The sequence below is a fragment of the Dietzia sp. 2505 genome, assembly GCF_040546785.1.
Classification (GTDB): Bacteria; Actinomycetota; Actinomycetes; order Mycobacteriales; family Mycobacteriaceae; genus Dietzia.
Genome location: NZ_JBEPON010000002.1, coordinates 588,117 through 608,596, shown reverse-complemented (window position 1 = coordinate 608,596; position 20,480 = coordinate 588,117). Strand labels below are relative to the sequence as shown.

Sequence of the window (20,480 nt, the reverse complement as noted above, 5' to 3'; positions counted from 1 at the left end):
CTCTGACCGGCCGGGGTGGCGGGCAGGGTGGCGGGCAGGGGGTACGGAGGGGGCGGGACGTAGACTCGGGCCTCGTGAGCCTCACCCTCGGAATCGTCGGACTGCCCAACGTCGGTAAGTCGACCCTGTTCAACGCCCTGACGAACAACGACGCGCTAGCCGCGAACTACCCGTTCGCCACGATCGAGCCGAACATCGGCGTGGTGGACCTGCCGGATCCCCGCCTGGCCCGTCTGGCCGAGATCTTCGGCTCCGAGCGGATCCTGCCGGCGGTCGTGTCGTTCGTGGACATCGCCGGCATCGTCAAGGGCGCCAGCACCGGCGAGGGCATGGGCAACAAGTTCCTCGCCAACATCCGCGAGGCCGAGGCCATCTGCCAGGTCGTGCGCGTCTTCGACGACCCGGATGTGATCCACGTGGACGGCAGGGTCGACCCGATGGCCGACATCGAGGTGATCGCCACCGAGCTGATCCTGGCGGACATGGAGACCCTCGAGAAGGCCGTTCCGCGTCTGGAGAAGGAGTCCCGCAAGGACAAGTCCCTGCTTCCGCAGCTCGAGGAGATCCGCAAGGCGCAGGCCGTGCTCGAGGACGGCCGGACCCTGTTCAAGGCGCAGGATGAGGTGGACCGCACCCTGCTGCGCGACCTGCACCTGATGACCGCCAAGCCGTTCCTCTACGTCTTCAACGCCGACGAGGCCGTGCTGACCGACGCCGAGCGTCAGGCCGAGCTCCGCGCCGCCGTGGCTCCCGCCGACTGCGTGTTCCTCGACGCCAAGGTGGAGTCCGAGCTCCGCGAGTTGGAGGAAGAGGACGCCATGGAGCTGCTGGAGTCGATCGGTCAGGATGAGCCGGGCCTGAACGCGTTGGCCCACGCCGGTTTCCACACCCTCGGGCTGCAGACCTACCTCACGGCCGGACCCAAGGAGTCGCGCGCCTGGACGATCCGCAAGGGCGACACCGCCCCCAAGGCCGCCGGCGTGATCCACACCGACTTCGAGAAGGGCTTTATCAAGGCCGAGATCGTGTCCTTTTCCGACCTCGACGCCGCGGGTTCCATGGCCGCCGCCAAGGCCGCCGGGAAGGTGCGCATGGAGGGCAAGGACTACGTGATGGCCGACGGTGACGTGGTGGAGTTCAGGTTCAACGTGTAGGAACGTTTGATTGTCCATGACCTGCACGCACTCGAATAGTGCCTTCTTCGCGTGCGCACAGCCTCGTGTCTACGTCACGATTGGCCGGGAGGGGCATCTACGTCAATCACCGCGACATTGGTCCAGGACTGGACCCCGACCACGAAGCCTGCCTCATTAGCCGGTACTGCGATGACAGTTTCACCTTACTTGCGCTTTGCTCCAGTCCATCAGTTTCCGGGCGACGGAGCAGGGTGAAGTTCCGCTTAAACACCTGGGTCGTTGGGGAGATGCGATGTCAGGTGATCGGCCGTTCTCGAGCTGCGCCGTGTTCGAGTTCACGTTTCAACACAACTGACATTTCCGCCCTCGCCGCCGCATTCGGTCACATCCACCGCGTGCGAGTCGCGACGACGGATGTCACCGTCCGCCACCCGTCGCAGGCCGTAAAGCGGTAGCCTGCGACATGGGCAATGGCGAGCGACGGTCATCCGCGAACGAAGCCGGGCGTCGGGTGCGCAAGCGTCTACCGCGGCGGAGTTTGGCCGAGCTGGTCCTTCCCGTCGACCGGGATCCCCTCGGCATCCTTGAGGAACAGCACGCGTCGAGACTGAAGGACCTCGTGCCTGTGCGGGTTGGACGGATGCTGCAATCCCCGATCTCGTTCTACCGGGGCACGGCGGCGGTCATGGCGGCCGACATGCGCGGGGCACCCACCACCGACCTCGAGGTCGTCTCCTGCGGGGACGCCCACATCTCAAACTTCGGTTTCTTCGCCTCGCCCGAACGCGCGCTCGTCTTCGACCTCAACGACTTCGACGAGGGCGGTGTCGCGCCGTGGGAGTGGGACGTGCGTCGGCTCACCGCGAGCGTGCACATTAGCGGACGCGATATCGGCTTGAGCGAGGACGCATGTCGCGCCGCGGCCTTCGCCGCGGCCGACGCCTATCGCAAGACGTTGCGGGCATACTGCCGCCTCTCGACCCGGGAGCGCTACTACACCCGGGTCGACACGTCCTCGGTCGCTCGCCACCTCGGGGAGAGAGGAGAGCGGACGGTTCGCAAAGCGGCCAAGAAGGCCCGCGCACGCACCTCCGAACGGCTCCTGCATCGCCTGACGACCATTTCGGTCGACGGCGGCATTCGCATAGTCGATCAACCTCCCGTCCTGCGCCACGTCGACCACGCGACCTTGGGTGAGGTCACTGATCTCTTCACCCAATACCGCGCTACCCTGCGCGAAGATATAGCGTTCCTATTGGAGCAGTACCGCGTTGTCGACTTCGCTCTGCGGGTCGTGGGTGTCGGCAGCGTCGGCACCCGCTGCTACCTCGTCGCCGTCGAAGGCCCCACCGGCGACATCCTTTTCCTCCAGGTCAAGGAGGCTCCGCCCTCCGTCCTGACGACGTATGGGGGCCGCCGATCGATCGTCCCGGGTCGCCCCGGCGTGACGGACTTCATCGAGGGTCACCGCGTCGTCGCCGCCCAGCGGATATTGCAGGCCAATTCCGATCTTTTCGTCGGTTGGATGCGCGGCTGGGCCGGTGACTCCGCAGACCGGTACCGGGTGGACTACTACTGGAGGCAGTTCCGCGACATGAAGGGGTCGATCGAGCCGGCCACGCTCGACGCCGACCAGTTCTGCTCCTACGGTTCGCTGTGTGCTGCGCTCCTGGCTCGGGCGCACGGGCAGTCTCCTGCCTCGGCCGCGGTCGTGGGTTACCTTGGACGATCCGAAGAGTTCGCCGAGGCGACGGCGGCATGGTCGGCCGCCTACGCCGATATCGCCGAGGCCGATTTCGAGCAGCTACGTCGGGCCGTCGCGTCCGGACGCCTCCAGGCGGAGACCGGCGTCTGACTCGGACCCGTGTGGCGGTGGTTCAGTACTTCAAGCACGATGGCGACGTGGTGGAGTTCCGCTTCAACGTCTGATCCTCAGCACTTCAGTGGCGGCCCCGTCTGGCCTCGGCAACCAGGGTCGCCGCCGTTCTCAGACCGGTTCGGGCATCGTCGAGGAGCTACGGTCCGACGACGCTCCCGCTAACCGGTGAGTTGCGGCGCCGGTAGGTCAGGGCTTAATGGCCGATAGCTCCTCACGAACGAAGCGCGTGCCCGCGCTGAGCGCGCTCAACTTCGCCAGTGCGATGTCCCGGGAGAAGGGCGCCATGCCGCAGTTGGTGCTGGGCAGGAGTTTGTCTTCGTCGACGAACTGCAGGGCGTTGCGGAGCGTGGCGGCGACCTCCTCCGGAGTCTCGACCTTCTCGTTGGCCACGTCTATCGCCCCGAGCATGACCTTCTTGCCGCGGACCAGTTCGACGAGGTCAATCGGGACACGGGAGTTGTGGCACTCCAGGGAGATGATGTCGATGCTGGACTGCTGCAGGAGGGGGAACGACTCCTCGTACTGGCGCCATTCCGAACCGAGGGTGGCCTTCCAGTCGGTGTTCGCCTTGATCCCGTAGCCGTAGCAGATGTGCACTGCGGTCTCCGCGCGCACTCCCTCTGTCACCCTTTCCAGCGTCGCCACGCCCCAGTCCCTCATCTCATCGAAGTAGACGTTGAACGCGGGCTCGTCGAACTGGATGATGTCGACCCCCGCAGCCTCCAGGTCTCGCGCCTCCTGGTTGAGGATCGTCGCGAACTCCCACGCCAGCTTCTCGCGGCTCTTGTAATGGCCGTCGTAGAGCGTGTCGATCATCGTCATGGGGCCGGGTAGTGCCCACTTGATCGGCTGATCGGTCTGCTGCCGTAGGAATCTCGCGTCGTCGACAAAGACCGGCTTGGAGCGGCTCACCGCACCGACCACGGTGGGCACACTCGCGTCGTAACGATTGCGGATCCGAACCGTCTCGCGCTGCTCGAAGTCGACCCCGTCGAGATGCTCGATGAAGGTCGTCACGAAGTGCTGACGGGTCTGCTCACCGTCACTGACGATGTCGATTCCGCGATCGCTCTGCTCCTTCACGGCGATACGCAGCGCGTCCTGCTTACCCTCGACCAACTCATCGCCCTGCAACCTCCAGGGCGCCCAGAGGGTCTCAGGTTGGGCGAGCCACGAGGGCTTGGGCAGGCTGCCGACGATGGACGTGGGCAGGATCTGATTCATGGTCGACTTTCCTCCGGTGGTCATCCGACGAGAACGGGGTAGCGGGCGGCCCACTGCTCGAGGAGCTCTCGGTGGGGCTTCATGAAGCGTTCTTCCGTGTACGTGCCCTGCTTCTTCGCGAGCTGACTGCGCTCGACACGGTCGTAGATGATCGGGGTGGGCGAGTAGTCCTGCTCTTCCAGGGTCGGTCGGTAGATCTCTGCGGCGGGGGAGGTCGCGTTGTAGATCTCCGGCCGATAGATCCGCTGGAAGGTCTCCATCACGCTCACCGTGCCGATGAGCTGCAGGTCGGTGTAATCGCTAAGCAGATCCCCGCGAAAGTAGAACGCGAGCGGGGCGACACCGCCGGGCGGCAGGAAGTACCTGACCTGGAGACCCATCTTGCGGAAGTACTCGTCGGTCAACGAATAGTCGTCCTGCTGGTACTCGACACCAAGGGTCGGATGGTGGTGTCCGGTCCGGCGGTAAGTCCGGCTCGTGGCCACACTGATGCAGATCACGGGATCCACCTCGAAGCGCGCCCGGTAGGCCTCGGAGTCGAGGAAGTGCTGGAACAACTTGCCGTGCAGGTCGCCGAAGTCACCGGGCACGATGAACTCGGAGCTGCCCTCGTTGACCGCCGGCAGTCGAACGCTGAAGTCGAAATCGCGGATGTAGGACGAGAAGTTGTTCCCGACGATCCCGGGGATGCGGGCTCCGGTGTCCCGATCGACGATCTGGATATCCAGTATCTCGATCAGGGGGAACCGGTGGTCCTCGCCCTTCGAGTTGAACTGCAGCTCGGCGGAGACGATCTCGAGCTCGACGGTGTAGCGGTCCCCGGTCGGATTGTCCCGGCGTGCGAGGTCATTGAACCGATGGTTGATCATCGACAGGGTCCGGCGAAGGTTCTGCTGACGGTGCTCGCCTCGGGCCAGGTTCGCGAAGTTCGTAGTGGTTCGGGAATTCTCCGACGGTGAGTAGTTCTCGTCGAAGCGGGTGGTGGTGATGCGATACGTGAATTCGTTCGACATGTGCGTCCAATTCGGGTCGTGATCGGCCGGGCTCGGCGCGGCGGAAAATCTGTGCCCCATCCTGCAGTCCCAGTTCAGTCATCGGGTAACTACCATTTGTTATGGATACATATAGCCTTGAGCTATGCATCGAGAATCCAGGGGAATCACCCTCCAGCAGCTGCACTACTTCATCGAGGTCGCGGCGGAAGGCTCGATCACCGGCGCTGCGGAGCTGCTCTACGTCGCCCAGCCGACCATGTCCGCCTCCATGAAGGACCTGGAGAACAGAGTGGGTCGCACCCTGCTCGTTCGATCCGCCCGAGGAGTGACGCTGACCGACGAGGGAGCGGAGTTTCTCGGCTACGCCAGGCAGGTGGTCGAGCAGATGTCCCTACTGGAGCAGCGCTACCTCGGTCAGCCGCCGTCCCGCCGACTGCTCGGGGTGTCGGCGCAGCACTACTCGTTCGTGGTCGAGGCGTTCATTCGGATGGTGCGATCCGGCGAGGCGGAACAGTACGAGTTCTCGCTTCGTGAGACTCGAACCTGGGACATTATCGAGGATGTCCGGACCCTCCGCAGCGAGGTGGGTGTGCTCTACCGGAACGACTTCAACCGGAAGGTCATCGACAAGCTTCTCCGCGATTCCGGCCTGGTCTTCCACCCACTCTTCGCAGCCCTGCCGCACATCTTCATCTCCAGGCAGAACCCGTTGGCATCCCGGGAACGCGTCACCCTCGACGACCTCGCGGACCTGCCCAGGCTCACCTTTGACCAGGGCGCGAACAACTCGTTCTACTTCGCTGAGGAGATCCTTTCCACCCGGTCGAGCAAGAGAGAGATCAGGGTCTCCGACCGCGCGACCATCTTTAACCTCATGATCGGTCTCGACGGGTACACGATCTCCACCGGAATCGTCAGCGACGACCTCGACCCAGAGATCGTCGCCATCCCGCTCGACGTGGACGAGAGCATCGAGATCGGCTGGATCAGCCATTCCGGGATCCCGCTCACTGCGCAGGCGCAGCGCTACCTCACCGAGGTGCGGGCCGTCGTCGCCGACTACGGAATTCAGCTGCTCGATTCCCCGTGAACTGGGCCGGCGCTCTGCGTATACACCGTTGCCGAAATTATTCGGAGGTTTCGCACAGGCGAAAACCTCCCGCGATTGTTGTCCACAGATCGACTTGGAGGGCTTACCGAATCCCTCGTGGCGGTTGGATGCTGGACGCATGGGAATCCGCTATTACGCATACGCCTTCGACGCCGAGATCACGCAGGCGGTGCTCTCCGACCCACGGGCTCACATCAGTCCCGACCCGTTCGCGGACGCCGTCGGTCTGCCCCACGGCTTCACCAAGGGTACGACCGACTTTCAGCAGGGGCCTGCGGAGGAAGACATGCTCTACCTTGACAAGGCGTGGAGAAATCTCCAGAGGATGTCGGAACCGTCCGACCCAGCCGGAGAGCCTAGGCCGGCATACCGGATGTTCGAAGGAGAGGTGACGCCTCTCGACGGCTGGGAGGTATGGCTGCCGTGGGTGCGAGCGATCCCGCCCGGAGACATCGCCCGGATAGCCGACGATCTGGACGCGATTACCCGCGCGGACTTTGTCCCCTGGTTCACCCGCCACGACAGCGACTCGGTCCAAGAAGTGGAATCGGAAGCTCAGTACGTGGAGTTCCACCTGGGCCGGGCGAGGCGTTTCCTCCGCGGACTGGAGAAGTCGGGCCGGGGCTTCGCCTACATGATCGGATAGCGAGAGCTCGAGCGTCTTCGGCTGCAACGGTGTAGACAAGAGAATCGACGCAGTGGAAAGCCGGACCTGGGGGAACTGTCGGACATGCCGGCCGTCTCGCCGTGGCGACTGCCGCCCTCGTCGTCGTCACATCATGTCGCGTGGGGGACTTGTTCACGGTGACGTGAGCCGCGAGATCAGCCGTCCGACCCGTCGCTGCAGGGCGGAGTCGTCCGGGGCCACGAGCAGAGGGTGGATCGCGCTGTAGCGCTCGGCGCGGGTGAGTCGGGCGAAGGCAGCCCCGGCGGCCGGCGTCGCCTCGAGCGCGGCGGCGAGGACCTCGGGGATCTGGGCGGTCGCGGAGCCGGAGTAGGCGCGGTCCCAGCGGCCGTCGGACCTCGCCCGCTCGATCTCGGCGACGCCCCGCGGCCGCAGCCTCCGGTCCTTGGCGAGGCGGGCGACGATCTCGACGTTCCGCAGTGACCAGATGGAGCGCGCGCGGCGGGGGGTGAACCGTTGCACGAACGTCTTCTCGTCGTGCGACCTGCGCTGGCCATCAATCCACCCGCTGCACAGCGCCTCCTCGAGCGCCTCCTGGTAGGACAGCGAGGTGGGTGAGGTGACCCCCTTCTTGGCGAGCATCAGCCAGATCCCGTCGCAGCTCTCGTCGTTCGTGATCAGCCACTCGCGCCACCGTTCGACGTTCGCCACGATCAATGGTGCGTCAGGGCTGTCCGTCGGGCTCATGGTCCCAGCCTGTCAGGTGAAGAGGCCTGAGCGTGTCCTCTATGCGTCGCGCCCGCCCGGGTGGTTTCACGCGCTAGCCTCGCACCATGGCTGAGAAGGCGACAACCGTCGAGGAGTATCTGAGCGTGCTCGACCCGGCGCGCCGCGCGGAACTCGAACGGATCCGGGCGCTCGTCAAGCAACTCGTTCCTGACACCGAAGAGACGATCAGTTACGGGATGCCGACGCTCAAGTACAAGAACCGCGCGTTGGTGTACTTCACCTCCTCCAAGAAGCACATGAGTTTCTACCCCTCCTCGTGGGCGATCGAGGAGCTGAAGGATCGGCTCGGGAACTACACGACCACCGCGCACGCGATCCAGTTCACGCTGGCCACGCCCCTTCCCGACGACCTGATCCGTGACCTCGTCCGCGTGCATCAGCGCGAGATCGACGCCGGACGGTCGTGACCGGCGTCCCGCGGCGTCCCTCTCCCTTGGGTGGGCGCCGTCCGAGGCGCGACGAGCTCGCCCGGTTCGCCACGGAGGACCCGCACGCGGTCGACGACGTCCTGCCCGCGGACGCCGAGCGGCTGCGACTGCTCATCGTCGGCGTGAACCCGGGGCTGTGGACGGCGGCCGTCAACGCCCCGTTCGCGCGGCCGGGGAACCGGTTCTGGCCGTCACTGCACCGGGCGGGGCTGACCGATCACGTGTTCGACGCCGCTGCCGGGCTCTCGGCCGCAGACGAGCAGCAGTTGCTCTCGCGGGGCATCGGCATGACGAACCTCGTGGGCCGGGCGACCGCGCGGGCCGACGAGCTCACCCGTGAGGAGCTGCGTGCGGGTGCGGCCCGGGTGGCCACCCTCGCCGGGAAACTGGGGCCCAGGGTGGTCGCCGTCGCGGGGATCACGGCCTTCCGGACCGCGTTCGCGCGACCGAAGGCCGGCTACGGGGAGCAGGACACCTCGGATGTTCCGGGGTGGCCCGGCGACGTGATGCTGTGGGTGCTGCCGCAGCCCAGTGGATTGAACGCGCACGAGACCCTCGATTCCCTGGCCGCCCACTGGCGTCGGGTCTGGGATGCCGTGGAGAAGAGTGGGGATCCCGACGCGCTCTGAGGCGGCCCGTGGTCAGCCGACGTCCCTGCGGTGCCGGTCGCCCTCAGCTGTCCTTTCGGCGACCTGCCCGGAAGGACTCCTCGACCAGAACCCTGATCTCCTCCGCCAGCGAGGGGACGGGACCGGAGACGGGGAGTCCCGGGACCACGTCGGTGATCCCGAGCGGGGCGAGCGGCCCGGGGTCCACGCCGAGATCGGCTTTCCACCCCGCGTACTGGGCCCCGCTGGAGGCAAAGACGATGCGCCCGAGGCCGACGAACGCGTGCGCGGCGCTGCACATCGCGCAGTGCTCGCCAGAGGTGTACATGACGCTGGACGCGCGCTCCTCGGGCTGCATGTTCTCCGCCGCCCATCGGGCGATCGCGAACTCCGGATGCCTGGTGGCGTCCCCGCTCGATTCGCGGTTGCGATCCGCGAACCGCACCTCTCCGGACTCGTCCACCAGCACCGACGCGAACGGTTTGTCCCCGGCCGCCAACGCCTGCCTCGCGAGGTCCACGCAGCTGCGCAGATGGACGAGGTCGTCGGCCCCGACGGGCCGGGATCCTGGTGTGGTGCTCACGGTGCCTCCTGAAGGAATTGTCAGTCCGATCCTGCCCTGTCGCCAGCGTCGAGGTACCGAGCTATGGTCAGCGGGCGCGTCGCTACCCTCGGGACACGTCGGTGCGCGGCTCGGCGGGGTCCACTCCGGTCCGGGCGCCACGTGAGAACGGAGGGAGCCGGGGTGCGTCGGGTGCTGGTGGTGGGTAGTTCCGGGTCGGGTAAGACGACGACGGCGAGGCGGATCGCAGGAGTCCTGGGTGTGCCGCACATCGAGCTGGACGCACTGCACTGGGGGCCTGACTGGACGGCGGCCTCGGCGGACGAGCTGCGCGAGATCGTGCAGTGGGCGATCGCTCCGGACGCCTGGGTGGTGGACGGGAACTACCGCGGCAAGATCGGCACCATGGTCTGGGACCGCGCGGACACGGTCGTCTGGGTCAACCCGTCCCGCACGGTGGCGATGTGGCGATCGCTGAGCCGCACCATCGGCCGCGTGGTCACCGGGCAGGAGCTGTGGAACGGCAACCGGGAGAACTGGCGCGGACTGCTGTTCTGGCGGGGAGAGGAGTCGATCCTGTGGTGGGCGTGGACGTCCTACCCGCGCACCCGGGACCGCTACCAGGCGGCCATGAGTGATCCGCGGAACCGCCATCTCGACTTCCACCGCCTGCGCACCTCCCGGCCGGTTCACCGAATGGTCGAGACCCTCCGCTCAGGCCGGTGACTCGATCAGTGCGTGGGGGAAGTCGGCGGCACGCCCCTGGAACGCCAGGATATGCGGGTTCTCGATGGTCCCCTCGCGGATCTCGATGGCGCGGGAGATCGTGAGATCCTCATCCCAGGCCGCCGGCCCTTCCAAGACCGTGCGCAGGAAGGGCAGGAGCGCCTGGCTGATCTCCCACGTCGCCGAGTTCCACAGGTAGGACGGACTGTGGTCGACGGCGTAGTAGTTCACACCCCGGCCGACGGTGAACATCGGGTCCTCGAACCCGGTGGGCACCGCCCACTCGAAGCCCATTCCGGCGTCGCACGAGACGTCGATGATCAGGCTGCCCGCGGCGAATTCCTCGAGGTCCACAGTCCGTAGGTAGGTCAACGGGGCCGTGACGTCCTGGAGCGTGCAGTTGACCACGATGTCGTGCGAGGCGAGGAACGTGGGGAGCAGGACGTCGCCGTCCTCGGTGGGAACCATGCTGAGGTGGGTCGCGCCCTCGTCGGTGTTGAGCTGGGTGATGTGGGCACTGTGGATCGGCGACCCCACCGCTGTGGCCCCTCGCTGGGTGAGGACCTGGATGTCGTGGATCCCGTGGGCGTTCAGTGCGGTGACGGCCCCGCGGGCCGTGGCGCCGAACCCGATCACCACCGCGCTCAGCCGTGGCCCGTAGTAGCCGGTGGACCCCGTGAGGCTCAGGGCGTGCAGGACCGAGCAGTAGCCGGCGAGTTCGTTGTTCTTGTGGAGCACGTGCAGACTGAAGTCGCCCTGCCGGGTCCAGTGGTTCATCGACTCGAAGGCGATGAGGGTGAGCCGGCGGTCGATCGCGGTCTGCGTCAATCCGGTGTCCTGCACACAGTGCGGCCACCCCCACAGGACGCGACCCTGCGGGATGTCGGCCATCTCGCCCAGCTGGGGTTTCGGTAGCAGCAGCACGTCCGCGGCGTCGATCACCTCGGCGCGCTCCGCGACCCTCCCCACACGCGATTCGACATAACCGGGTTCGAGTTGGAAGTCGGCCGCGTACCCACGTTCGACGATCATCTTCGCCCGGATATCCGGGTCGATGCGGTCGAGGTGGCGAGGATGTATCGGAAGTCGTCGCTCGTTCTCCATGGTGGAGCTCGCGAGTAGACCGAGGGTGAGGAGTTCGCCTCCCGGGGAAGCACTATCCCCCGTGGCGTCGGAGGTGGTGGCGGGCGGGTGAGCGGTTCCGGGCATCCGGACTCCCATCATCAGGGAACCGAATCCAGCTCCTGGTCCGACTATATGCGGCCGGACACGGGAGCGGCCGGTCGCCGAGCGGGAGCGGCCTGCGGGGAAGGTCCGATGACGCTCAGGACTCGTGCCGGAACCCGACCTTGATGGTCACCTGCCAGTGGGCCACCCGGTCGCCATCCAGCTTCCCGCGGACGGACTGGACCTCGAACCACTCGAGGTTGCGAAGAGTCTTGGAGGCCTCGGCGATCGCATTGGCGACCGCGGCGTCCGTTCCATCGGGGGAGGAGCCGACGATCTCGGTGACGCTGTAGACGTGGTTCATGGTGCCCTCCAGGTTGTGTGACCTGGCTCACCCTACCGCGACAGGTGCTCCCACCGCGCCAAATGACACCGCCCCGTACGACACCGCCCCCGCCGGCGCGCGGCCGACGGGGGCGATCAGGTCGTACAAGCGAGCTGTCGAGTCAGCCGCCGAGGCTCTCGAGGGCGGCGTTGAAGGTCTCGCTGGGCCGCATGACCTCGCGCAGCTTGTCGACTGCGGGCTGGTAGTAGCCCCCCAGGTCGACCTCCTTGCCCTGGGCGTCGAGCAACTCACCGAGGATCGTGTCTTTGTCGGCGGTCAGCTTCTCGGCCAGGGGAGCGAAGTGTGCCGCGAGGTCCGAATCGTCGGTCTGGTCGGCCAACTCCTGGGCCCAGTACAGCGCGAGCCAGAACTGGCTACCCCGGTTGTCGAGCTCACCGGTGACGCGGGACGGCCCCTTCCGGTTCTCGAGCAGCTTGCCGGTGGCGGTGTCGAGCGTCTTGGCCAGGATCGTGGCCTTGGGGTTGTCGTCCTTCCGCCCCAGATCGTCCAGGCTCGCGCCGAGGGCGAGGAACTCGCCGAGTGAGTCCCACCGCAGGTGGTTCTCCTCCACCAGTTGCTGGACGTGCTTCGGCGCCGAACCGCCCGCGCCCGTCTCGTACAGTCCGCCGCCCGCCATCAGGGGCACGATTGACAGCATCTTGGCGCTGGTCCCGAGCTCGAGGATCGGGAACAGGTCGGTGAGGTAGTCGCGCAGGATGTTTCCGGTCACCGAGATGGTGTCCAGGCCCCGCCACGCGCGCTCGAGGGTGTAGCGCATGGCACGCACCTGGGACATGATCTGGATGTCCAGGCCCTCGGTGTCGTGGTCGGCGAGGTACTTCTTGACCAGTGTGATCAGGTTGTTCTCGTGCGGGCGGTACGGGTCGAGCCAGAAGACGGCCGGCATCTCCGAGGCGCGGGCACGGTCCACGGCGAGCTTCACCCAGTCGCGGATCGGCGCGTCCTTGACGGTGCACATGCGCCAGATGTCACCGGCCTCGACGTCCTGGGACAGCAGGACCTCGCCGGTGGCGGAGTCGACGATGTTCGCGACCCCGTCGTACTGCACCTCGAAGGTCTTGTCGTGGCTTCCGTACTCCTCGGCCTTCTGGGCCATGAGTCCGACGTTCGGGACAGTGCCCATCGTGGTGGGATCGAACGCCCCGTTGGTCTTGCAGAAGTTGATGATCTCCTGGTAGATCCGCGCGAACGTGGACTCCGGGATGACCGCCTTGGTGTCCTTCTTGCGGCCGTCCGCACCGTACATCTTCCCGCCGATGCGGATCATCGCGGGCATCGACGCGTCGACGATGATGTCGGAGGGGGAGTGGAAGTTGGTGATGCCGCGGGCCGAGTCGACCATCGCGAGCTCCGGCCGGTGCTCGTGGCACCGGTGCAGATCCTCGATGATCTCCTCCTTCTTGGAGGAGGGGAGCGAAGCGATCTTGTCGTACAGGTCGACCATGCCGTTGTTGACATTGATGCCGAGCTCGTCGAACAGGTCGTGGTGCTTCTCGAACGCCTCCTTGTAGAAGACCCTCACCGCGTGGCCGAACACGATGGGGTGGCTGACCTTCATCATGGTCGCCTTGACGTGGAGCGAGAACATGACGCCGGTCTCCTTGGCGTCGTTGAGCTGCTCCTCGTAGAACTCCAGGAGCGCCTTCTTGCTCATGAACATCGAATCGACGACCTCGCCGGCCTCGAGGGGGACCGTCTTGAGGACGTGGGTCTCGCCGTCCGGGGTCACGACCTCCATGCGCGCGTCGCAGGCGCGGTCGAGGATGATCGACTTCTCGCCGGCGTAGAAGTCGCCGTGCGTCATGTGCGCGACGTGGGTCTGCGACGCCATCGACCACTTACCCATCGAGTGGGGGTTGGCCCGGGCGTACTCCTTGACCGCCTTCGGGGCGCGGCGGTCCGAGTTGCCCTGCCGGAGCACCGGGTTGACGGCACTTCCCAGACACGCCGAGAGTCGCTCGGCGGCCTCGATCTCCTCCGGGGTCTGCGGGTCGTACGGGTACTTGGGGATGTCGTACCCCTTGGCCTGGAGTTCCGCGATCGCGATGTTCAGCTGCGGGACCGAGGCGCTGATATTGGGGAGCTTGATGATGTTGGTGCCGGGCTCGTGGGTCAGCTCGCCCAGTTCGGCCAGGTTGTCGGGCACCTTCTGCTCATCGGTCAACCGATCGGGGAACGCGGCCAGGATGCGGGCGGCCACCGAGATGTCGCTCGTCGTCACATCGATGTCGGCGGCGTCGGTAAAGGTACGGACGACCGGGAGGAAGGCCTCCGTGGCCAGTCGTGGTGCCTCATCGGTGAGGGTGTAGATGATCTTCTGTCTGCCTTGGGTCATGTCGGCTCTTTTCGTTTCAGGCTGATCGTGTTCTTGTGGAACGGCATCAGCACGCCTGCACCATCATCACCCGAGTCGGGTCGGCGTTGCCATAGCCCCCGGTGTGATCGGTCGGTGCACATGCGCGTTCGGTGATCGTCTCGGCGTCACCCTGCACTGTGGCGCACGACGCACGCGTCCGCGGCGTTTTCCGGCGGCGGTGACCCCGACCGGGGCGTCCCGGGTCGGTCCGTCCCCGCGGTGCGACAGCTTCCTGGCGGTGTCGGGTCGGTCCTCTCAGGCCTGGTGTCGAGGGACGACTCAGGCCTAGTGTCGAGGGACGACCGCTACTGCCGAGGAGGCGTCGACGATGACCGATGTGGGTGCACGGGCACGGGAACTGGCCGCGCTACACGATTCGGGTGACCTGGTGGTCCTCCCGACCGTCTGGGACACCTGGAGTGCCCGGACCGCCGCGGGCGTGGGGTTCCACGGCCTCACGGTGGGAAGCCACCCGGTCGCCGACGCCATCGGCAGCGCCGACGGCGAGCAGATGGACTTCGGTGAGTACCTCAGGGTGGTGAGCAGGATCTCCGAGTCGGTCGACATCCCCGTGAGCGCGGACGTGGAGTCCGGGTACGGACTCGGTCCGGACGAGCTGATCTCGCGGTTGCTCGAGGCCGGGGCGGTGGGGGCCAACATCGAGGACGTGGTCCACGGCGAGGGTGACCGGGTCCGGGACAAGCACGAGCACGCCGACTACATCGCGGGCGCCCGCCGCGCGGCGGACGACGCCGGAGTGCCCTTCGTCATCAACGGCCGCACCGACGCGGTCAAGCTGGGCGGCGAGGTCTTCTCCGATCCCCTCGCCGAGGCGGCCGAGCGCATCGTGCTGATGGAGCAGGCCGGGGCGCGCTCGGTCTACCCGGTGGGGCTGTCGTCCGCCGACCAGGTGACCAGGCTGGTCGGCGCGGTGTCGATCCCGGTCAATGTGACCGCCCATCCCGTGAAGGGTCACGGGGCCGGGGACCTGGACGTCCTGCGGAACCTGGGGGTGCGCAGAGTGTCTTTCGGCCCGCTGTGGCAGATGTGGCTCACGAAGGTCTCCACCGAGCAGCTGTCCCACTGGATTTCCCCCGACCAGTAGGTCGCAGCACAGCGGTCGTGCCCGGGTAGGCGGCTCGTCGGTCGTTCAGTCCGACGCGCTCGGGCGCCGGCGGCCGGCTTTGGCCTGCGAGCGTCGGTTCTTGGCGTCGAGGCGTCGCAGGCGCGATCCGTAGGTGGGCCGTGTCGGCCGCCGGACGACCTCCGGCGCCAGTGCGTCACGGAGCAGGGTCGCGAGCCGGTCCCGAGCGGCCCTCCGGTTCTGCCTCTGGGACCGGTGCTCGGACGCCGCGATGGTGAGGACGGTGCCGGCGAGCGACGGCGCGAGGCGGTCGAGCGCACGGGCGCGTTGGACCTCGCTCAGCGCCGTGGTGGTGGCCAGGTCCAGGCTCAGCTGCACACGGGAGTCCGCGGTGTTGACGCCCTGACCGCCCGGCCCCGAGGAACGGGAGAACTGCTCGAGGAGCTCGCCCGCGGGCACGTGGAGACCGTCGGGAATGCCCGGGCCGGGGGCCACTCTCAGGTCGTCCATGGTCTCCAGTGTGCCGCCGCCGGCATCCCCGGCATAACGCGCTCCAGAGCGCTCGTCGCCGGCGCCGGAGTTCGCGCCACGATGCGGTGGCGAGGGCGAGGGAGAACACGCTCCAGACCCTCTCGGGTGGCGACGGCGAGATGGCGTTCACTACGGCGCCCGCGGTTCCGACGCCCACACAGGCGCGCGAGACGTAGTCGCGTGCGCGTGGCGGTGTGCGCTCGGAGTGGAGCGCCACAGCGGCGGCGAGATACACCGGCGACGCGATCCCGCTGACCACGCGGAGACGGGGTGGGAGCACGCCCGGGTGGGTGCCGCCGAATGAAGCGCGTCCCCACGGGGCCCCAGCTGCCAGACCGGCTTGGAACGCGGACAGAGTCATCAGGAGCAGGGGCGCTATGCGGGCGGCATCCACGGCGCCATCAAAGCAGACTGTTCCACCTGGACCGGTGCGGATAACAGATATCTTCACTCGAGGGCGGTCCGTGCCGACGGCGCGACGACCTGAGCCCACCGCGAGGGGATGACGATGAGCGAGATGGGTGACGATCGGTCCGGTCGGACCAGGCGGGTCGTCGGAATCGTGTTGGCGATGGTGTCGATCGCCGCGGGTGCGGTGTTGATCCTCGCCCATCTCGCCCTCCCGGATATCGTCAGGTTGGCGGGTGCCGGCCTCGTCGTCGTCGGACTGGCGACGGTGCTCGGCGTCGACGGCGCCGGACACTCGAACCGGTGGGCGCGGATCCTCACCGGAGTCGCCACGGCCGCGGCCGGGATCGTGGTGCTCGTCTGGCAGTCGGCCAGTATCCGCAGTCTGCTGTGGGTCATGGTCACCGCGCTGATCGTCCACGGTGTCCACACGATCATGGCCGCGATCCGCAGCGAGACCGACCGCCGGGTGGCGGGGGTGTTCAGCGGCGCCGCCTCGGTTCTGTTGGGTCTGCTGTGCCTGGTCTGGCCGGTTCTGGCAATCGAGCTGATCGCATTCGGTGTGGGTGCGTGGTTGGTGTTCGTGGGGCTCCGCGGGCTCATGGACCCGGTGCTCCACCGCCGCCGGGAACGCGCCGCCTCGCGGGCCGGATCGGGGCGTCTGCGCAGGTGGGGGCGGACCATCCTCGCGGTGACGGTGTTCCTGCTGGTGGCCGCGCTCGCCGTCGGCAGCGCCCTGCTGCTGCGCGGTGACGACCGCCCGGCGCCCGACGACTTCTACACCTCCTCCGAACCCCTGCCCACCGAGCCCGGTGTGCTGCTGCGGGCCGAGACGCTCAGCGCCGGGGTCCCCGCCGGGGCCGACGCCTGGCGCATCCTCTACACCAGCACAGCCCCGGACGGCACCGTGGTGGCCGTCAGTGGCGCGGTCATCGCGCCGGCCGACCGGGGCACGGACGCGCTCCCGCTGCTCAGTGTGGCGCACGGGACAACCGGGATCGTCCCGCGCTGCGCGCCGTCCCTCAGCCCCACCCCGTTCGCCGATGGGGCGGGCGCCGCGCTCACAGAGATGGTGACCGAGCACGGCTGGGCGGGGGTGATCTCGGACTACGTCGGGCTGGGAACCCCGGGGATACACCCGTACCTGGTGGGTCAGGTGGAGGCGCGCAACGTCCTCGACGCCTCCCGCGCGGCGCAGCAGCTCGACGGGGTGACCCTGAGCAGCGACACCGTTGTCTGGGGGCACTCGCAGGGCGGGCACGGTGCGCTGTGGACCGGTCAGATCGCCGAGGACTACGCCCCCGAGCTGACCCTTCTGGGGATCGCCGGGATGGCTCCCGCCACGGACCTCTACTCGCTCGCCGAGATGAGCAAGGACGAGGTGGGAGGCAAGACGGTCTCCGCCTACATCGCGCAGTCGTGGAACGAGGTCTACCCCGAGCTGGATCTCGCCGGGCACCTCAACCCCGGCACCGCGCACGGCGTGGAGAAGATCGGCGAGCTGTGTTTCAACCAACAGGACGCGATCGCTGCTCTCGTGCGCGGCACCCAGATCCCTGAGCAGGTGTTTCCCGACGCGGTTCTCGACGGCGACCTGGGTGCGGCGTTGAGGGAGAACTCGCCGACCGGGCCGTGGCCCGCACCGGTGCTGATCGCCCAGGGGCTCGCCGACCCGTTGGTCAAGCCGGCGATGCAGCAGCGCTGGGTGGATGCACGGTGCGCGGACGGCGAGCCGCTCGACTACCGGACCTACCCCGGCCGAGACCACAACGGGCTGGTCGCCGCGGACTCCCCACTGACCCCGCAACTCGTGAGCTGGACCCTCGACAGCTGGAACCGAGCGGCGCCCACACCCACCTGCTGAGCGGGCGCAGGCGGGGAGCGGACGCAGGTGGGGGAGCGGACGCCCAATTGACACTTTCCCATATAGGAATATGATTGCGCCCATGGCACGGGCAGCGACGACCTCGGATGTGTTCAACGCGATCGCCGAACCCCAGCGCAGGGAGATCCTGGTCCTACTGCGGGAGGGCGAGCGGCCGGCGACCGAGGTCGCCCTCGAGCTGGGGATCACCCAGCCCGGTGCCTCCAAGCACCTGCGGGTGCTCCGCGAGGTCGGCCTGGTGCGCGATCGGCGTGAGGGCAAGCAGCGCATCTACCACCTCGACCCCGGCGGGCTCCGGCCCGTCCACGAGTGGGTCGGCGGATTCGAGCGGTTCTGGAACGAGAGCTTCGACAGGTTGGACGACTACGTCCGCGAGATGGCGCGGGCCGAGCAGGAGGAGTAGACCATGGGGGAGAACAGGCGAGGGGACCCGGCCGGGTCGGCGACCGCGGACCGCGAGATCGCCATCACCAGGTACATCGACGCGCCACGCGAGTTGGTGTTCCGCGCGTTCACCGAGGTGCAGCACCTGGCGCGGTGGTGGGGACCGGAGGGATTCACCACCACCACCCGCTCCTTCGAGTTCCGCGAGGGCGGCGTGTGGGACTTCGTCATGCACGGCCCGGACGGAACCGACTACCAGGAATGGATCACCTGGCGCGAGATCGTCCCCTCGGAGCGGATCGCGCTACTGCACGGCGAGTCCGCGCAGGATCCGGAGGCGTTCGAGTCGGTCCTGCACTTCGAGCCCGACGGCCGGGGGACCCGTGTCGAGTTCCGCACGGTGTTCCCCACGAGGGAGCTCCGCGATCGCGCGGCGGAGGAGTATCACGCCGTCGAGGGCGGCGAGCAGACCCTGGCCAATCTGGCGGCCCATGTCGCGGAGCTCGCCGCCGCAGACGGGGATGCGGGAGTCCGGAGGCAACTGGTCCGGGTCCACAACTTCTCGGTCTCGCTGGACGGGTTCGGAACGGGAGAGGGGCAGTGCCACGAGGCGCCCTTCGGTCACGCCGGGCACCGGTTGTTGGAGTGGGCGCTAACGACACGGACCTTCCAGGACATGGGGTTCCACGGGGACCGGGAGGCCTCGGTGGGGGTCGACGAGGCGTTCGCGAGCCGGTGGAACACGGGTATCGGGGTGGAGATCATGGGCCGCAACAAGTTCTCCCCCACCCGCGGCCCCTGGGCGGACGAGACGTGGCGTGGCTGGTGGGGAGACACCCCGCCCTTCCACACCCCGGTGATCGTCCTGACCCATCACCCCAGGCCGACGCTGGAGCTGGACGGCGGCACCACGTTCCACTTCATGGACGCCGACCCCGCCGCGGCGCTCGACGCCGCGCGCGAGCTGGCCGGTGGCCTGGACATCCGCATCGGCGGGGGAGCGAGCACGATCCGGCAGTTCCTCCGGGCGGACCTGATCGACCAGATGCACATCGTCGTGGTGCCCGTCATCCTGGGCCGGGGGGAACGGCTGTGGGACGGGGTGGAGGGGCTCGAGGAGCGATTCCACATCGAGTCGACCAGCTCACCGAGCGGGGTCATCCACCTGAGCTTCTGGCGTCGCCGCACACCGGGGCCTCGGACAACCTCCGGCGGGTGACGAACCGCCGGGGCTCACCCGAGAGCGGGTCGGTGAACGCCAGCTCCCCGGCGAGCAGCTGCAGTGGCAGGCAGTGATCATCCGGGATCTCCGGAAGCAGCTCGGGGTATCGGCGATCACCCAGGATCGCGATCCCCAGCGCCGCCAGGTGGACCCGCAGCTGGTGCAACCGGCCGGTCCGGGGACGCAGGATCGTGTGCAGGACCGGGCGCCCGGCCGCGCTCGTGCCCGCACCGAGGACGTCGACGAGGGTCTCGGTGTTGTGCGGGAGGTCGGGGCGGACGACGACCCGTCGGTGGCCTCGCAATTTCTCGAGATGGTCGCGGTGGAGGAAGGGGACCGGTCGCCCGGAGATCTCCGGCGTGGGCGGATCCCAGCCCGACGGCCGCGTCGAGACCGCCTCGTAGACCTTGGCGACCTCTCGTCGTTCGAACAGTGTCTGGTAGGCGCCCCGTGTGGACGGCCGTGCCGAGAACATCACCAGCCCGGCGGTGGCGCGGTCCAGACGGTGGACCGGGGTGAGATCGGGATTGTCGAGACGGACCCGGAGACGGACGAGTGCGGACTCGCGCAGGAACCTGCCCGTCGGGGTGGTGGGGAGGAAGTGGGGCTTGTCGACCACGACCAGATCGTCGCTGACGTGCACGATCTCCTCGTGGACGGGGAGCGGGTCCTCCGCCGGCAACTCGCGGTGATACCAGATGAACTCGTGTAAACCGAGGGGCGCCGCGGGGCCGACCGGGCGGGCGTCGGCGCCCACGAAATCGCCGGCGGCGAAGCGGCGGTGCAGATCGGCAGGGTCGAGGTGATCGAACCTCTCGACCACGTACTCGGCGATCGACGACCACGGCCCGGCCGTCGGCACCCGGAGCCGCGTGGGCCCGACCCCGTCCTTCACGGGCAGGGGCGACGGCATCGGCACGAGCGCCATCCTCCCCAATACACTGGGGATCCACC

Annotated in this window: 20 protein-coding genes and 1 pseudogene; 12 read left to right on the top strand and 9 right to left on the bottom strand. The window is 67.6% G+C overall.

Annotation, left to right across the window (positions count from 1 at the left end; genetic code table 11):
- Nucleotides 1-74: 74 nt before the first annotated feature.
- A complete protein-coding gene (gene ychF, locus ABIE38_RS06545; RefSeq protein WP_354054631.1) occupies nt 75-1,154 on the top strand; it encodes a redox-regulated ATPase YchF in 1,080 nt (359 codons plus the stop codon).
- Nucleotides 1,155-1,599: 445 nt separating this feature from the next.
- Nucleotides 1,600-2,991: a DUF2252 domain-containing protein gene (locus tag ABIE38_RS06540; RefSeq protein ID WP_354054629.1), complete on the top strand. Its 1,392-nt coding sequence runs from the start codon at nt 1,600-1,602 to the stop codon at nt 2,989-2,991.
- 210 nt (nt 2,992-3,201) lie between these two features.
- Here the strand turns inward: ABIE38_RS06540 and ABIE38_RS06535 are convergent, their stop codons facing one another.
- The gene (locus tag ABIE38_RS06535; protein ID WP_354054628.1) at nt 3,202-4,239 is read right to left on the bottom strand and encodes a methionine synthase; all 1,038 of its coding nucleotides are present in this window, start codon (nt 4,237-4,239) and stop codon (nt 3,202-3,204) included.
- 20 nt (nt 4,240-4,259) lie between these two features.
- Nucleotides 4,260-5,252: a putative oxygenase MesX gene (locus ABIE38_RS06530; protein WP_354054626.1), complete on the bottom strand. Its 993-nt coding sequence runs from the start codon at nt 5,250-5,252 to the stop codon at nt 4,260-4,262.
- A gap of 124 nt (nt 5,253-5,376) precedes the next feature.
- On the opposite strand from ABIE38_RS06530, the gene ABIE38_RS06525 reads away from it, so the two are divergent.
- Nucleotides 5,377-6,324 carry a LysR family transcriptional regulator gene (locus ABIE38_RS06525; RefSeq protein ID WP_354054624.1) on the top strand — a complete coding sequence of 316 codons (948 nt, stop codon included), beginning with the start codon at nt 5,377-5,379 and terminating at the stop codon, nt 6,322-6,324.
- Nucleotides 6,325-6,463: 139 nt separating this feature from the next.
- Nucleotides 6,464-6,991: a DUF1877 domain-containing protein gene (locus ABIE38_RS06520; RefSeq protein ID WP_354054623.1), complete on the top strand. Its 528-nt coding sequence runs from the start codon at nt 6,464-6,466 to the stop codon at nt 6,989-6,991.
- A gap of 153 nt (nt 6,992-7,144) precedes the next feature.
- Here the strand turns inward: ABIE38_RS06520 and ABIE38_RS06515 are convergent, their stop codons facing one another.
- The gene (locus ABIE38_RS06515) at nt 7,145-7,717 is read right to left on the bottom strand and encodes a YdeI/OmpD-associated family protein (protein ID WP_354054621.1); all 573 of its coding nucleotides are present in this window, start codon (nt 7,715-7,717) and stop codon (nt 7,145-7,147) included.
- Between the two features lie 86 nt (nt 7,718-7,803).
- Here ABIE38_RS06515 and ABIE38_RS06510 point away from each other — a divergent pair, with 86 nt between their 5' ends.
- Together ABIE38_RS06510 and ABIE38_RS06505 are read left to right on the top strand one after the other, a co-directional pair.
- Complete coding sequence (locus ABIE38_RS06510) at nt 7,804-8,166, top strand: iron chaperone (protein WP_354054619.1); 363 nt, start codon at nt 7,804-7,806, stop codon at nt 8,164-8,166.
- Entirely contained in the window at nt 8,163-8,816 is a 654-nt protein-coding gene (locus tag ABIE38_RS06505; RefSeq protein ID WP_354054618.1) for a mismatch-specific DNA-glycosylase, read from the top strand. The genes ABIE38_RS06510 and ABIE38_RS06505 overlap by 4 nt, the downstream gene beginning before the upstream one ends.
- Before the next feature lie 43 nt (nt 8,817-8,859).
- On the opposite strand, the gene ABIE38_RS06500 is transcribed toward ABIE38_RS06505, so the two are convergent.
- Nucleotides 8,860-9,378, bottom strand: a complete 519-nt coding sequence (locus tag ABIE38_RS06500) for a nucleoside deaminase (RefSeq protein ID WP_354054616.1) — start codon at nt 9,376-9,378, stop codon at nt 8,860-8,862.
- Nucleotides 9,379-9,540: 162 nt separating this feature from the next.
- Between ABIE38_RS06500 and ABIE38_RS06495 the strand changes: the two genes are divergently transcribed.
- The gene (locus ABIE38_RS06495) at nt 9,541-10,083 is read left to right on the top strand and encodes an AAA family ATPase (protein ID WP_354054614.1); all 543 of its coding nucleotides are present in this window, start codon (nt 9,541-9,543) and stop codon (nt 10,081-10,083) included.
- Here the strand turns inward: ABIE38_RS06495 and ABIE38_RS06490 are convergent.
- The 3 genes from ABIE38_RS06490 to ABIE38_RS06480 all read right to left on the bottom strand — a co-directional run bounded on the left by ABIE38_RS06490 (nt 10,072) and on the right by ABIE38_RS06480 (nt 13,991).
- The gene (locus ABIE38_RS06490; RefSeq protein ID WP_354054811.1) at nt 10,072-11,187 is read right to left on the bottom strand and encodes a Rossmann-fold NAD(P)-binding domain-containing protein; all 1,116 of its coding nucleotides are present in this window, start codon (nt 11,185-11,187) and stop codon (nt 10,072-10,074) included. The two genes, ABIE38_RS06495 and ABIE38_RS06490, sit on opposite strands and share 12 nt — an antisense overlap.
- A gap of 220 nt (nt 11,188-11,407) precedes the next feature.
- Entirely contained in the window at nt 11,408-11,614 is a 207-nt protein-coding gene (locus tag ABIE38_RS06485; protein WP_182637949.1) for a dodecin, read from the bottom strand.
- A gap of 142 nt (nt 11,615-11,756) precedes the next feature.
- Nucleotides 11,757-13,991 (bottom strand): NADP-dependent isocitrate dehydrogenase, encoded by a 2,235-nt coding sequence (locus ABIE38_RS06480; RefSeq protein WP_354054612.1) that lies wholly within the window; start codon nt 13,989-13,991, stop codon nt 11,757-11,759.
- A gap of 349 nt (nt 13,992-14,340) precedes the next feature.
- Between ABIE38_RS06480 and ABIE38_RS06475 the strand changes: the two genes are divergently transcribed.
- The gene (locus ABIE38_RS06475; protein ID WP_354054610.1) at nt 14,341-15,117 is read left to right on the top strand and encodes an isocitrate lyase/PEP mutase family protein; all 777 of its coding nucleotides are present in this window, start codon (nt 14,341-14,343) and stop codon (nt 15,115-15,117) included.
- A 45-nt stretch (nt 15,118-15,162) separates the two neighbouring features.
- On the opposite strand, the gene arfB is transcribed toward ABIE38_RS06475, so the two are convergent.
- A complete protein-coding gene (arfB, locus tag ABIE38_RS06470; RefSeq protein WP_354054608.1) occupies nt 15,163-15,606 on the bottom strand; it encodes an alternative ribosome rescue aminoacyl-tRNA hydrolase ArfB in 444 nt (147 codons plus the stop codon).
- Between the two features lie 529 nt (nt 15,607-16,135).
- Between arfB and ABIE38_RS06465 the strand changes: the two genes are divergently transcribed.
- The 4 genes and pseudogenes from ABIE38_RS06465 (at nt 16,136) to ABIE38_RS18095 (ending at nt 19,523) form a co-directional block, all read left to right on the top strand.
- Nucleotides 16,136-17,899, top strand: a complete 1,764-nt coding sequence (locus ABIE38_RS06465; protein WP_354054607.1) for a lipase family protein — start codon at nt 16,136-16,138, stop codon at nt 17,897-17,899.
- An 82-nt stretch (nt 17,900-17,981) separates the two neighbouring features.
- Nucleotides 17,982-18,323, top strand: coding sequence for an ArsR/SmtB family transcription factor (locus ABIE38_RS06460; protein ID WP_354054605.1), 342 nt, complete (start codon nt 17,982-17,984; stop codon nt 18,321-18,323).
- A 3-nt stretch (nt 18,324-18,326) separates the two neighbouring features.
- Nucleotides 18,327-18,788, top strand: a pseudogene (locus ABIE38_RS18100) (SRPBCC family protein); the annotation flags it as partial.
- Nucleotides 18,789-18,845: 57 nt separating this feature from the next.
- Nucleotides 18,846-19,523 (top strand): dihydrofolate reductase family protein, encoded by a 678-nt coding sequence (locus tag ABIE38_RS18095; RefSeq protein ID WP_502914736.1) that lies wholly within the window; start codon nt 18,846-18,848, stop codon nt 19,521-19,523.
- On the opposite strand, the gene ABIE38_RS06450 is transcribed toward ABIE38_RS18095, so the two are convergent.
- Entirely contained in the window at nt 19,462-20,454 is a 993-nt protein-coding gene (locus ABIE38_RS06450) for a pseudouridine synthase (protein ID WP_354054601.1), read from the bottom strand. The genes ABIE38_RS18095 and ABIE38_RS06450 overlap by 62 nt on opposite strands.
- Nucleotides 20,455-20,480 lie beyond the last annotated feature (26 nt).